Source organism: Hymenobacter terrestris (genome assembly GCF_013377905.1).
GTDB lineage: Bacteria > Bacteroidota > Bacteroidia > Cytophagales > Hymenobacteraceae > Hymenobacter > Hymenobacter terrestris.
The window spans coordinates 1-13,970 of record NZ_JABKAV010000079.1 but is presented as its reverse complement, the minus strand read 5'-3'; the positions used below and the strand labels follow the sequence as shown (position 1 = coordinate 13,970).

The window sequence follows — 13,970 nt, the reverse complement described above, 5'->3', positions numbered from 1 at the left end:
GAGTATTTTCAGAACAACCACGCAACCTCTCCCACCACTTTGCCTGATTCGGGTGAGGCGGCAGCAGCTACCCCAGCTGCCGGTAACGAGGAGTAAGGTGGCTGATTTCGGCCAGCCCGCGAAATTCAGCGTAAGCAATAAACCCAGCGCGAACCAGTGATTTAATGGAGGTAATTCACGATCCGGCCCAATTTCCTTACCTCGGTAACGCCGTGGTTACCAGTGGCACGTTCGATGGTGTCCATGTAGGCCATCAGCAGATTTTGGCGCGGCTGTGCGAGGTGGCGCGGGCCAGCGGCGGGCCAGCCGTGGTAATTACCTACTGGCCCCACCCGCGCCTGGTACTGGCCCCGCCTCCCTCCCATCCCGAGCCACTCGACCTGTACCTACTCAACACCCTCGACGAGCGGGCCGCGCGGCTGGCCGACTTTGGCGTCGATTATTTGCTCATCATCCCGTTTACCAAGGAGTTTTCGGCGTGGTCGTCGGAGGAGTTTATTCAGCGTATTCTGCTCGATACGGTGGGCACCAGCAAGCTGGTTATCGGCTACGACCACCGCTTTGGGCGCAACCGCGAAGGCGGCTTTGATTACCTGCGCGAGCATTCGGGGCGCTACGGCATGAGCGTAGAGGAGATTCCGCGCGAGGATGTGGATGCGGTGGGCGTGAGCAGCACCCGCATCCGCCGGGCCCTGGAGGCCGGCGATGTGGATACCGCCAACCGCTACCTGGGCTACCAGTACCCCTTCACGGGCACCGTAGTAAAAGGCAGGCAGTTAGGCCGCACCATCGGCTGGCCCACAGCCAACCTGGTCTGCGCCGAAGACCTGAAGCTGGTGCCCGCTCGCGGCGTGTACGCAGTGCGCGCCACCACCGCGGCTGGCGAAACCTGGCCCGCCATGCTCAACATCGGTGTGCGACCTACCGTAGCCGGCAACCTGGCCCAGACAGTGGAGGCGCATTTGTTAGGCTTTGAAGGCGACCTGTACGACCAGCCGCTGACCGTAGAATTTGTGGCCCGCCTGCGCGACGAGCAGAAGTTCGATGGCCTCGATGCGCTGAAAGCCCAGCTGGCGCTGGATGCTGAGGCAGCCCGGCAACACTTAGCAGGCGACTAGGGCCACGTTACTGGTTGGTATAGGAAGTGCGCTTCTTTTTGGGTAAGTTGTCGGGCCGTTTCCCCCTAAAATATCCTCCTTATGAAAGCCTATACACCCCTACTGTTTACGCTGCTGCTATTGCTATGCGTCGGGGCCATGCCAGTCCAGGCTCAATCACAGCTATGGAAGAGCCGCTACCGCTCCCCGCTCCAGGATAATTTGCAAGGTATGCTAGTCATGCGCAACGGAGGCTATCTGCTCAGTGGCACTGAAAGCTCCGGCCTTTTCCTGGTTCGGACCAAAGACCAGGGCGATACCATCTGGACTAAAAAGCTCAGGATGAAGCAGCTCACTTCCGTGAAAGCCACTGACTTGTTGCGCGAAGACGAACAGGGCCATCTGCTGCTCGTGGGCACCGGCAAGCTCGACGCAGCACCCGCCACATTCCTGGTTTCGCTCAACCAGGCCACCGGCGACACGCTCTGGACCCGGACGCTGACAGGCCCTACGGCCCCCGACTACACCGATCTAGCCTGGACCTCGACCAACGACTACGTGCTGACGGCCAACATCGAGGGCCGCCCCTACCTGGTGCGCATGTCGGCCGCCGGCCAGATTACTCAGCAAACCCCCGTGGACTATGCCCCCGGCCAGCCCGGCGGCGTTACCCGCATGGCCCGTGGCACGGGTGGCTATTGGGTGGCCGTGAATTCCTCGACCAGCAGCACCGATTCTGGTACTATCAAGATGGTTTTTGTGAGTGATGCCGGCGTACGCGGCACCGAGTACCTCACGTCTTTGAGAATCCCCTATGGTAATTCGATTTATGGTCTTCTTCCCGGCCGAGGTATCCGAAGCTTCCTTCCCGTCGAGGACGGTAATTTCTTAGTGGTTGATTCCGGTGCTGCCACCAAGCTTTCTCCCACCTTTACCACCCTATGGACGAGGAAAGATTTTAAGGCCTCTCCGAGCAGTCCTGGGGCCAGGGCCTTGTTGCAGGGCGTCCGTACTACCAGCGGGAATTACGTGTTTATAACCATTTCTGGTCAGGGCTCCCATTCTGTAGAGGTAGACCTACTCTGGGTTTTACCCGATGGTACGCCGCTCCGTAGCGGATCCTATTTTTCAGGCCTAGACCTCGGCAACCCCGATAAAGCGCTTATGCAGGTGAATCCGGTAACTGGCCAATTCGCCCTGGCCACTAGTATTGGCGGGGATTACGAGATGGTTGGTTTGAGTGGAGATGCCGTGCTGGCGGCGGCACCCGCAACGGCGGCGGCAGCTGCCCAGCTCTACCCCAATCCACTAACGGAGGCGGAGCGTTTGACCATTATAGCCTCGGTCCCGCTGACCGGCCCCTATCTGCTCGCCGATATGCAGGGCCGCACCGTGCGCAGCGGACGCGTGCAACTCACGGCTCCAGGCCGCTACGCTTTATCGTTGTCGGGGCTAACTGCGGGCCTTTATCAGTTGCAGCTCACCGACTCGCAGGGCCAGCGTACCACGCTAAGAGTAGTGAAGCAGTAGTCGGCCCCTGCTTCCCGAATATCGACGCTGACTTCTAGCACCAGCCCCTGACCGTGAAGCTTGGCTCCCGCCTGCGTGGGCAGCAACACTTAGGAGGCGACTAGAGCCACGTTACTGGTTGGTATAGGAAGTGCGCTTTTCTTAGGGTAAGTTGTTGGGCCGTTTCCCCCTAGAATATCCTTATGAAAGCCTATACACCCCTACTGTTCATACTGCTGCTCTGCGCCGGGGCAACACTTGGTTACGCCCAATCACCGGTGTGGAGTAACCGTTACGGCACCCCGGCAACAGACGTACTGCAAGGCATGCAGGCCATGGGCAGTGGGGGCTACCTGCTCAGCGGCAATCAGGGCAGGTTTGATGCCCCTGCTCTTTTTTTGGTTCGCACAAAAGAGCTGGGCGATACCATTTGGACCAAGAAGCTCCGGATTCGACGGCTCAGTTCCGTGGCGGCAACTGACCTGCTGGGCGAAGACGATCAGGGTCGCGTGCTGCTCGTGGGCACCGGCAAGCTCGACGCAGCACCCGCCACATTCCTGGTTTCGCTCAACCAGGCCACCGGCGACACGCTCTGGACCCGGACGCTGACAGGCCCTACGGCCCCCGACTACACCGATCTAGCCTGGACCTCGACCAACGACTACGTGCTGACGGCCAACATCGAGGGCCGCCCCTACCTGGTGCGCATGTCGGCCGCTGGCCAGATTACCCGGCAAACCTCTGTGGACTATGCCCCCGGCCAGCCAGGCGGCGTTACCCGCATGGCCCGTGGCACGGGTGGCTACTGGGTGGCCGTGAATTCTTCGATCAGCAGCACCGATTCCGGTACTATCAAGATGGTTTTTGTGAGTGATGCCGGCGTACGCGGCACCGAGTACCTGACGTCTTTCAACACTTCGTACAATGCTTCGGCCCCCGGCAAAGGCATCCAGAGTTTTCTACCGGTCGAAGGGGGCAACTTCCTGCTGGTTACGTCCAATACGGCCAGTAAGCTTTCTCCAACCTTCACTACCCTATGGGCGAAGTACACTTTCACGGGTTTCCCGGGTAGCATTGGAGCCTTCTCTTTTTCGCAGGCCCAACGCACTACTAGCGGCAACTACCTGCTACTCGGTACCGGCCGCACTTCAAATAATATAGAAGTATACCTGTACCGCTTCTCACCGGCGGGCAGTTCCATTGGTAGGGAAGGCTATTTTGCCGGGTTAAATTATGGTTACAACAATACCCGCGTGCAAGTGAACCCCGTTACCGGCCAGTTTGCTCTAGCCGTCGACACGGGCGTCGGCGCTGACTACGAAATGATTGGCCTGAGTGGAGATGCCGTGCTGGCGACGGCACCCCGGGTGGCTACTTCAGCGGCCCAACTGTACCCCAATCCAGTGGCCGACCCGGAGCAGGTAATCATCACGGCTCCCGTCCCGATAACCGGCCCTTATCTACTCGCCGATATGCAGGGCCGCACCGTGCGCAGCGGACGCATGCAACTCACGGCCCCAGGCCGCTACGCTTTATCGTTGTCGGGGCTAACTGCGGGCCTTTATCAGTTGCAGCTCACCGACTCACAGGGCCATCGCTCCGTGCTGAGGGTACTGAAAAAGTAACCGGCTGACATTACCTGATTGGCTTCGAGGGCAACCAACTCGCGACCTTGGACTGCCTGCGTGATAAACATAAGTTCGCGGGCTGGAGGAGTAGACGGCCAACTGGTAGAGGATACCGAGGCGGTGTGGGCAGCGCATTAGGCATTCGGTGCAGAAGTGCGCGGAGGGAAATGCTACCTTGCCAGTTCTAACTCCCACTTAGTATGATAGACAAAACAGTAAAAGGCCCTCAGGAAGCTCTGGAAGGCCTAGCAGATGGCATGACGCTTATGCTCGGCGGCTTCGGCCTGTGCGGCATCCCGGAGAATTCCATCCAGGAAATCCTGCGCCGGGGCGTGAAGAGCCTGACCTGCATCAGCAACAACGCCGGCGTCGATGACTTCGGCATTGGGCTGCTGCTCCAGACCCGGCAGGTGCGCAAGATGATTTCGAGCTACGTGGGCGAAAACGCCGAGTTTGAGCGCCAGCTGCTGGCCGGCGAGCTGGAAGTGGAGCTGATTCCGCAGGGCACGCTGGCCGAGCGCTGCCGGGCTGGCGGCGCGGGCATTCCGGCCTTTTATACGCCCGCCGGCTACGGCACCGAGGTGGGCGAGGGCAAGGAAAGCCGCGAGTTCAACGGTAAGATGTACCTGCTCGAACACGCCCTGCACGCCGATTTCGCCTTCGTGAAGGCCTGGCGCGGCGACACGGCCGGCAACCTCATCTTCAAGGGCACGGCCCGCAACTTCAACCCGATGATGGCCACAGCTGGCAAAATCACGGTGGCTGAGGTGGAAGAGCTGGTGCCCGCCGGCGAGCTGGACCCCAACCACATCCACACACCCGGCATCTTCGTGCAGCGCATTTTTCAAGGGAAAGACTACGAAAAGCGCATTGAGCAGCGGACAGTTCGCCAGTCGTAATTAACCCAAAACGTAATGCTGGGCGAAGTCGAAGCATCTCTACTGCCAAAGTATGTAATTACTACTGCGGTAGAGATGCTTCGACTTCGCTCAGCATGACAACCATAACGCCTAAAGACATGCTCGACAAACACGGTATTGCCCGGCGCATTGCGCAGGAAGTAGAGAACAACTCGTACGTCAACCTCGGCATCGGCATTCCGACGCTGGTGGCCAACTATATCCCCGAAGGCATCAACGTGGAGCTGCAAAGCGAGAACGGCCTGCTGGGCATGGGCCCCTTCCCGACTGAAACCGAAGTGGACGCCGACCTCATCAATGCCGGCAAGCAGACGGTAACCACGCTGCCCGGCTCCAGCCTGTTCAGCTCGGCCGACTCGTTCGGCATGATTCGCGGGGAGCACGTGGACCTGACGATTCTGGGGGCCATGGAGGTATCAGAGAACGGCGACATTGCCAACTGGAAGATTCCGGGCAAAATGGTGAAGGGCATGGGCGGCGCCATGGACCTGGTGGCCTCGGCCAAAAACATCATCGTGGCCATGCAGCATACCTCGCGCGACGGTGCCAGCAAACTGCTGCCCGCCTGCACGCTGCCCATCACGGGCCTGCGTTGCGTGAAGAAAATTGTGACCGAGCTGGCAGTGCTCGACGTGACGCCCGACGGCTTCGTGCTTCGCGAGCGGGCGCCCGGCGTGAGTGTAGAACAGATACAGGCCGCCACCGCCGGCAAGCTGGTGATTCCCGAAGGTGGCGTGCCGGAAATGGTTATTTGAGCTGTTAACTGTTAGCTCAAGGAACGTCATTCAGAGCGGAGCGAAGAATCTCGCGTGCCAGTACCGGAGTAATATCCAACGGCTGCACGCGAGATTCTTCGCTCCGCTCTGAATGACGTTCTTATTTATTGTCCGATTGAACGTAGGCTAATAGCTTTCAGCAAGCAGCTTAAAATCACCCTCTCAGCATAGCCTGGGCCAGTATGTGGCGCACAGCTTCGAGGGTGAAATGGGAGAAGCACTTTTGGAAATGGGCCAGAGCCTCGGGAGCCGGCAGGGAACCGGCTTTGACGGCGGCGGCCAGGTAGCCCGCCAGCTCGTCGGGGTGGCTGGTGAGGGCGGGAAACTCGTGCTGGGTTTTGTAGCGGTAAAGCACCTGTACGCGCAGCTCGGCGGTGGCGCCAGGCACCTGGCGCGTCAGGCGCTCCATCAATAGCTGCACTTCATCCATAAACAACAGCCGCGCCAGGCCGGGCGGGCAGGGCACTACTTGGCCGGGTGCGGCGGTGAGCAGCACGGCCGCGGCACTTTCGGGGGCCCAGCCGAGCAGCAGCGGCGGCGCGCACAGCCAGGCCGTGGCCGGAAACCGTTGCGGGTCTTCGAGCACGGCGGCCAGGGTTTGCAAACGGCGTTCCGGCAGCGACGACATAGGGCAAAGGTACGCACGGTGAAACGGGCAGTTGTTGAGGACGCGACAGGTGCAGATGATGCGGTGGTCAGTCGCCAATTACTCCTTTTACCAACCCGCCCAGCCCGGGGGCCGTACCTTTGTCTATCATCTTCTGTAATCAGCAACTGAGTATATGGCCGCGAGTTCACACGGAAAAACCGGCGGTAAGGCCGCCAAAAAGAATACCTTACCCGGAATGCCGGCTCAGCCCGAGCCGAATACGCCTACGCCCGAACCCTCCCACAAACTGGTGTTGCGCACGCTGCGCCGCAACGACTTCAAGGAGGTTAAAACCATCATGGACAAGGTGTACTCCAACATGGAGGGCTCCTGGGCCAATGACGAGTATAACGCCCTGATCAAGAAATTCCCCGAAGGCCAGATCTGCATCGAGGACAACGGCAAAATTGTGGCTGCGGCGCTGGCCATCATCGTGGAATACAGCAAGTTCGGCGACAAGCACACCTACGCTAAAATTACCGGCAACGGCAAGTTCGACACCCACGATTCCGACGGCGACACGCTGTACGGTGTGGATGTATTCGTGGACCCTGAGTACCGCTCGCTGCGTCTGGGCCGCCGCCTGTATGATGCCCGAAAGGAGCTCTGCGAAAGCCTCAACCTGCGGGCCATGGTGGCCGGCGGCCGCATTCCGGGCTACAGCAACCACTCGGGCGATATGACGCCCGCTAAGTACGTGGAAATGGTGCGTAATAAGGAGCTGACGGACCCCATCCTCACGTTCCAGCTGGCCAACGACTTCTACGTTCGCAAAATCATCCGCGGCTATTTGCCCTATGATTCCGAGAGTAAGGCCTACGCTACGCTGCTGGAGTGGATCAATGTGTATCACGAGGAGGAAACCGATAAGCTCATCGGCAACCAGAAGTCCAACGTGCGCATTGGCATTGTGCAGTGGCAGATGCGGGCCACCAAGGACCTGGAGGATTTCTTCCAGCAAATGGAGTTCTTCGTCGACACCGTTTCGGGCTACAAATCCGATTGCGTACTGTTCCCGGAGTTCTTCAACGCTCCTATGATGGCGCTTACCAACGAGGAGTCGCCCTCGGTTGCTATTCGCTCGATGTCGGCTTTCACTGAGCCCATCAAAATCAAGATGATGGAGCTGGCCGTGAGCTACAACATCAACATCATTGCCGGCTCGATGCCGCTCTACGAGGATGGCAAGCTGCACAACGTGAGCTACCTGTGCCGCCGCGACGGTACCGTGGACGAGCAGTACAAGCTTCACGTAACGCCCGACGAGGCGAGCTATTGGGGCATGCGCGGTGGCAGCCAGTTGCGCTGCTTCGACACCGACTTTGGCAAAATAGGCATCCTCATCTGCTACGATGTGGAGTTTCCCGAACTGAGCCGCATGCTGAGCGATGAGGGCATGAAAATTCTGTTCGTGCCCTTCTGGACCGACACCAAAAACGCCTACCAGCGCGTGCGGCTCTGCGCCCAGGCCCGGGCAATTGAGAACGAGTGCTACGTGGCCATTACCGGCTCGGTGGGCAACCTGCCGCGGGTCGAGAACATGGACATCCAGTACTCGCAGAGCGCCGTGTTCAGCCCCTCCGATTTCGCCTTCCCCCACGACTCCATTGTGGCCGAGGCGACGCCCAACACCGAGATGACGCTGATTGCCGACCTCAACCTGGACCTGCTGAAGGACCTGAATACCAGTGGGGCCGTGCGCAACCTGCGCGACCGGCGCAAGGATTTGTACTCGGTGAGTTGGGTGAAGAAAACCGAGCGCGACGATGAGCTGCTGAGCCAAGGCGAGGAGCGCGCGCCCAAGACCTCTACCCTGCATCCGCCCATTACGGTGGCGTAGGCAAGCGGGCAGCATCCCAGCCCTCAGCGAAAGTATCGGATCTGAATAGTCCCGTCAAAAGCCGGTTGCCAAAAAATGGCAACCGGCTTTTGAACTTTTAACAATGAACATAATTCGGGCTATTACCGCCTGAAAAGGCCCTGGATGCCTGTTTTGAGTTAAAGACGAATTAAATATGAAGTTGTGTTAACCCAACAGTACGCATTGCCCCGTAAGTAGAGACAGGCACCGGCTACTCCGTGCTTTTTTAATCCTACCCATTTACCAAAATTTACCCGCGTATGCCCTCTTTCTCTACTCTCCGGCCAAAGGCCCGGCGCAACGGCCTTGTGTTGGCTACTCTGGGCCTGCTGGCTGCCGGCTCGGTGTCGGCCCAGACCAATACTACCACTGCCTTTGGCCTGTCGCTGACTACCAGCCTGACTACCAATCTGGTGACGTTTGACATTACGGCACCCGGCGTTTTTCTCACCAACCTGCCAGTAACGGGCATTACGGCCGGTCAGACGCTGGTCGGCATCGATTTCCGGCCTAACACCGGCGAACTGTTCGGCTTAGGCTACAACGCCACCGGCACCCAAGCGCAGGTATACAATATCAGCCGCACCACGGCCGTGGCCACGGCGGCCGGCCCAGCCCTCACGCTCAACCTAGGCACCGACCTCAACCGCATCGGCTTCGATTTCAACCCGACCGTTGACCGCATCCGGGTAACGGCCGGCAACCGGGCCAATTTCCGCCTCAACCCCAACAATGGCGCCCTGGCTTTCACTGACGGCACGCTGACTTACGCCCCCACCGACCCGAATTCGGCCCAGACACCCGGCGTGGGCTCGTCGGCCTACACTAACAGCTTCATTGGCACCACGGCCACCACGCTCTACAACCTCGACGAAGCCAATAGCCGCCTCGTTCGCCAAGACCCGCCCAACGATGGCACCCTGGTGACGGTAGGTCCGTTGGGCGTAACCACGAATGGAGCAACTACGGTTTCTGACATTGATATCTACCTCAACCCCACCACCGGCGTTCAGACGACCTACCTGACGGTAGCGGAAATCAATGTGGCAACCTTCTCGGCAACCACCAGATTATACACCGTAAACCTAACGACCGGCGCAGCGACGCTGGTTAACAACCTGGGCACCGGCTCGCTGGTGGCCGTAACCGATATTGCCCTGCAAATTGTGCGGCCCGCTACCCTCACGGCCGTTACCGGCAACCTAGCCTACGCGCTGGCCGGCGGCAACCTGCTCTCCTTCGACACCGATCTGCCCGGCGTCATCCGTACCTCGGTAGGCATTACTGGCGTAGCCACTGGTCAGACCCTGGTAGGCATGGACGTGCGGCCCCTCAACAACGCGCTATACGCGCTGGGCTACAACGCCACCACTCAAACCGGCCAGCTGTACACCATCAACGCCGTTACCGGCGTGGCTACCAACCTCAGCGGCACTACCAATCTGGCCCTGCCGCTGGGCACGGGCAGCGTGGCTTTCGACTTCAACCCCACCGTCGACCGGATTCGGGTGGAGGGCGTGAACCGGGCTAACTTCCGCATCAACCCCAACGATGGTACCGCCGCCCCTATCGTGGATGGCACCCTGACCTACGCAACGGGCGACGCCAACGCCGCCGCCACGCCAGCCATTGGCTCGGTGGCGTACACCAACAGCTATAGCGGCCCGGGCAACCCTACAGGCTCCACTGCCCGCACTACGCAGCTTTTTGGCTACGATGAGGCGCTGAACATTTTGGCCAACCAGAACCCCGCCAACGCCGGCACGCTGGCTACTGTGGGCGCCTCGGGCGTAACCGTAGTGGCCGGTCCGAACGTGGACATGGATATTTACAGCACCGGCGAGGGCGTCAATACGGCTTACCTGGTGGCTACCACCGGCACTTCGGCCAGTTCCAGCCTCTACAACCTGAACCTGACAACTGGTGCTGCCTCCGGCCCCCGCCAGATTGGTCTGGGCCTGACAGTGCGCGACCTAGCTATTTCGGTTGGCACCGGCGTTACCACCGGCATCCGCAGCCAAGCCGTTACTACGGGCTTCGTAGTATTCCCGAATCCGGTAGCAGGCCAGACCGAAGTTAGCTTCCGCCTACCAAGCGCGGGCGCAACCGAGCTTATCCTTACCGATGCCTTGGGCCGCACTGTGGAGCGCCAAAACCTGGGCAACCGGGTGGCTGGTCCTAACTCCTTCCGCTGGACTCCTACCAACCACCGCGCCGGTGTTTACATGCTGCGTCTGCTCGTTGATGGCCAGTCGGCCGGCGCCCAGCGCATCGTAGTAACGAAGTAAGTAGCAGATTTACCGCCCATTTCGGGGCGGTAGTAACTACAAAGCCCCTGACGTCCGTGCCGGCGTCAGGGGCTTTTTGCTGTTGGCCACTTATTGCTTTAGTGGCCCTGGCCTGCCTCGCTGCCACTTCATACGCGTATTACTCGCTCTGAAGAGGCAGCCTGCCGCCCCTACGCTAGCCGTGCGGGCTTTGCTGGGCGGCGAAGTAGGCGTGGTCGCGCAGCACGGTGCGAATGAAGGGCTCGTCGGGCAGGTCGGTGGTGATGGTGGTGACGGATTTGACTTTGCCAGCCAGCTCATTGAGCAGGACATAATCGGCCTGGGTGCCAGCCTGGCGGAACAGCTGGCGGATGAGGCCGGCGTCGTGGTCGGAGAGGTGGCGGGCCTGCTCGAACACAGGCTGATAGCCGGCCGGCACCTGGGTTTCGGCCGTGAGGGCGCGCACGCTGGGGGCACGGGGGCGCAGGCTGACCACAGTGGTACCGGCCGCCATATCGCCCAGGCGCTGGCCACGGCCGTTGAAAAGCGTGGCCACCAGTGCCACCGAGCCCGCCGTCATCCCGATTTCAAACAGGCCCAGCAGCCAGCGCAGCGCGTAGTCGCCGAGGCCGGGTCGGGTGCCGTCGAGGCGCGTGACTTTGATTTTGCGGGCCTGCTTGCCCAGACTCTGGCCGTTGAAAAAGATTTCGCACAGCGGATGATAGATGAGCAGCGGCGCGTACACCAGCACGTAGGCCGCCACCTGCCGCCCGGTGCCCGAGTTGGTGGCCTGCCGAATCAGGAAGGTGACCACCGCCGCCCACAGCGCCATCACCAGTACATCGAGCACCTGGGCCAGCACCCGGTCGCCTACGCTGGCGGCCTCATATTCGAGCACTACGTTCTGGGTGGTCTGGATGCGAATCGTACTCATAAGAAAGCCTAAAAAAAGAGCCGCAATGGCCCCCGGGAATCGTGTATATTTAGCCCGGCGGACCGGGTCTGCCGTTTATTCAGGCAGGAGAAGCAATGCGCGAAACGGTATTTCTACGGCTCAACGAAGCCCGCTGGCAGGGCTACGAAGCTCAGCCGCCCGCCGGCCCCGACGAGCTGGCCCGGCGCTACGTGGAGCTGACCGACGACCTGGCCTACGCCCGCACCTTCTACCCCGATTCGGCCACCACGGCCTACCTGAACGCGCTGACGGGCAAGCTACACCAGTCGCTGTATAAAAACAAAACTCAGGAGCCCGGCCGCTTCGCCGATTTCTGGCTGCGCGAGCTGCCCTGGCTTATCGTGCGCCACCACCGGGTGCTGCTGGCCACGCTGGTTTTTTTTCTGCTTACCTGCTTTATTGGGGCCCTGTCGGCGGCTTACGATGAGTCGTTTGTGCGCGTGGTGCTTGGCGACGACTACGTGAACCGGACGCTGGCCAACATTGCGAAGGGCGACCCGATGGCCGTGTACAAGGGCGCCGACGAGAGCCTGATGTTCCTGCAAATCACGCTCAACAACGTGCGGGTGGCGCTATATGCCTTCGCCGGAGGCATCACGGCGGGGCTGTTCACGGGTTTCATGCTGTTTCGCAACGGCGTGATGCTGGGCGCGTTTCAGTTCTTTTTTTACCAACAGGGCGTGCTGCTGCCTTCGATGCTCACTATCTGGATTCATGGCACGCTCGAAATTTCGGCTATCGTGCTGGCCGGCGGTGCCGGGGCCATTATGGCTCAAAGCCTGCTGTTTCCGGGCACCTACTCGCGCCGCGACTCGCTACGGCGCGGCGCCCGCGACGGCATGAAGCTGGTGCTGGCGCTGGTGCCGATATTCATTGTGGCCGGCTTCCTCGAAGGCTTCGTCACGCGCCATACCGAAATGCCCCTTTCCGCCAGCCTAAGTATCATCGGCCTCTCGGCTACCTTCATTCTGGGCTACTTCGTGGCCTACCCCTGGTGGCTTGCCCGCCGGGCTGGTTAGTTGTTAGTTGTTAGTTGTTAGTTGTTAGTTGAAAATACGCAATCATCTGAACGCAAATCATTCCCGAATAAAAAAAGCTAACGGCTAACAGCTGTCAGCTAATAGCTCAAAAGCCAAAATCATGCGTCACCTTGCCTTCAACCGGCCCACCGATTTTCTGCGCCGCCGCGACTTCAGCCAGAAAATGGAGGCCACGTTCGATTTTATCCGGGTTCATGCCACGCCGCTGGTGCGGGTGCTGGTGATACTGGTGCTGCCACTGGCGCTGCTCACCGGCATTGGCACGAGCTTGTTGCAGGGCCAGTTGCTGCAAACTGTAACTATGCTTAAACAGCGTACTGGCCCCAACAGCACCCTCAATAGTGCAATAGTGCCGGAGGTATTCACTTCGTCTACTCTCTGGCTGACCATGCTTTCGGGCATGTTGCTGTTTGCGGTGGTTCACCTGACGATTTTCGGCTACATCACGCTACAGGCCGACCGCACCACCAACGAGCCGATAACGGCCGGCGAAGTATGGCAGGTAGTGAAATCCCGGTTTCTGGGGATGCTGGGGTCCTTTATTGGGCTGGGACTGTTATTTATGGCCGGAATAATGGGCATCGGGGGAGTGCTTTTCGGCGTGGGAGCCCTGCTGGCCTCGGCCGCCACACCGTGGATTATATTTCCCTTCATTCTGCTGCTCTACGTGGCCATGTTCTACGTCATCGCACCGCTAAGCCTGTATTTTATCGTGTGGCTGCGCGAAGGGCGGGGGTTTTTCGGCAGCATCAGCCGCAGCTTCCGGCTGGTGTGGGGCAAGTGGTGGTCCACGTTCGGGTTGCTGGTGGTGATTACGCTGATTATGTACCTGATTCTGTTTCTGTCGATGGGGCTGCTGTCGGTGGTGGGACTGCCCGTTAGCGGGCTGATGGGCGCCGAGCCCGATGCCGGCTCGACGCGGGTAGTACTAATTGTGTATTCGGCCCTGCAGAGCCTAGTTACGCTGGTGTACTACCCGTTCATCCTCATTGCCATCAGCTTCCAGTACTTCAACCTGGTGGAGCGGCGCGACGGAACTGGCACCCGCCTGCTGATTGACGCCATTGGTGCCCCGGCCCTCACAGTGGCGCCAATGGCCCTGCGCCCCGATGACGAGGGAGAGTACTAGGCCCACGTCCTTTTCCCGGCAAAGCCCCAATCCGAAGCCAGCCGCCCGCTTTCCTGCCTAGCTTCCCCTTCGCTCCCAATGCTCCAACTGCCTTCCCTGCGCCGCTTCCGCCCCGCCCTGCTGCCCGTGCTGAGTATGG

Annotated in this window: 11 protein-coding genes; 9 read left to right on the top strand and 2 right to left on the bottom strand. The window is 60.0% G+C overall.

Annotation, left to right across the window (positions count from 1 at the left end; translation table 11 throughout):
* Window positions 1–164: 164 nt before the first annotated feature.
* From HW556_RS16485 to HW556_RS16465, 5 genes are all read left to right on the top strand, one after another.
* On the top strand, window positions 165–1,118 hold the full coding sequence (locus HW556_RS16485) for a bifunctional riboflavin kinase/FAD synthetase (RefSeq protein ID WP_176901218.1): 954 nt from the start codon (window positions 165–167) through the stop codon (window positions 1,116–1,118).
* Window positions 1,119–1,337: 219 nt separating this feature from the next.
* Complete coding sequence (locus tag HW556_RS16480) at window positions 1,338–2,627, top strand: T9SS type A sorting domain-containing protein (protein WP_176901217.1); 1,290 nt, start codon at window positions 1,338–1,340, stop codon at window positions 2,625–2,627.
* A gap of 377 nt (window positions 2,628–3,004) precedes the next feature.
* Entirely contained in the window at window positions 3,005–4,231 is a 1,227-nt protein-coding gene (locus HW556_RS16475; RefSeq protein ID WP_176901216.1) for a T9SS type A sorting domain-containing protein, read from the top strand.
* Window positions 4,232–4,434: 203 nt separating this feature from the next.
* Complete coding sequence (locus tag HW556_RS16470; protein ID WP_176901215.1) at window positions 4,435–5,133, top strand: CoA transferase subunit A; 699 nt, start codon at window positions 4,435–4,437, stop codon at window positions 5,131–5,133.
* A gap of 119 nt (window positions 5,134–5,252) precedes the next feature.
* Window positions 5,253–5,909, top strand: coding sequence for a 3-oxoacid CoA-transferase subunit B (locus HW556_RS16465; protein WP_176901219.1), 657 nt, complete (start codon window positions 5,253–5,255; stop codon window positions 5,907–5,909).
* Between the two features lie 175 nt (window positions 5,910–6,084).
* Here HW556_RS16465 and HW556_RS16460 read toward each other — a convergent pair whose 3' ends face one another.
* Window positions 6,085–6,558: a hypothetical protein gene (locus tag HW556_RS16460; protein ID WP_176901214.1), complete on the bottom strand. Its 474-nt coding sequence runs from the start codon at window positions 6,556–6,558 to the stop codon at window positions 6,085–6,087.
* A 217-nt stretch (window positions 6,559–6,775) separates the two neighbouring features.
* Between HW556_RS16460 and HW556_RS16455 the strand changes: the two genes are divergently transcribed.
* Together HW556_RS16455 and HW556_RS16450 are read left to right on the top strand one after the other, a co-directional pair.
* The gene (locus tag HW556_RS16455) at window positions 6,776–8,419 is read left to right on the top strand and encodes a bifunctional GNAT family N-acetyltransferase/carbon-nitrogen hydrolase family protein (RefSeq protein WP_246289696.1); all 1,644 of its coding nucleotides are present in this window, start codon (window positions 6,776–6,778) and stop codon (window positions 8,417–8,419) included.
* A 281-nt stretch (window positions 8,420–8,700) separates the two neighbouring features.
* Window positions 8,701–10,728, top strand: a complete 2,028-nt coding sequence (locus HW556_RS16450) for a DUF4394 domain-containing protein (RefSeq protein ID WP_176901212.1) — start codon at window positions 8,701–8,703, stop codon at window positions 10,726–10,728.
* A gap of 175 nt (window positions 10,729–10,903) precedes the next feature.
* Here HW556_RS16450 and HW556_RS16445 read toward each other — a convergent pair whose 3' ends face one another.
* Window positions 10,904–11,641, bottom strand: coding sequence for an RDD family protein (locus tag HW556_RS16445; protein ID WP_176901211.1), 738 nt, complete (start codon window positions 11,639–11,641; stop codon window positions 10,904–10,906).
* A gap of 95 nt (window positions 11,642–11,736) precedes the next feature.
* On the opposite strand from HW556_RS16445, the gene HW556_RS16440 reads away from it, so the two are divergent.
* Both HW556_RS16440 and HW556_RS16435 read left to right on the top strand, forming a co-directional pair.
* The gene (locus HW556_RS16440) at window positions 11,737–12,681 is read left to right on the top strand and encodes a stage II sporulation protein M (protein ID WP_176901210.1); all 945 of its coding nucleotides are present in this window, start codon (window positions 11,737–11,739) and stop codon (window positions 12,679–12,681) included.
* A 121-nt stretch (window positions 12,682–12,802) separates the two neighbouring features.
* Complete coding sequence (locus HW556_RS16435) at window positions 12,803–13,831, top strand: hypothetical protein (protein WP_176901209.1); 1,029 nt, start codon at window positions 12,803–12,805, stop codon at window positions 13,829–13,831.
* Window positions 13,832–13,970 lie beyond the last annotated feature (139 nt).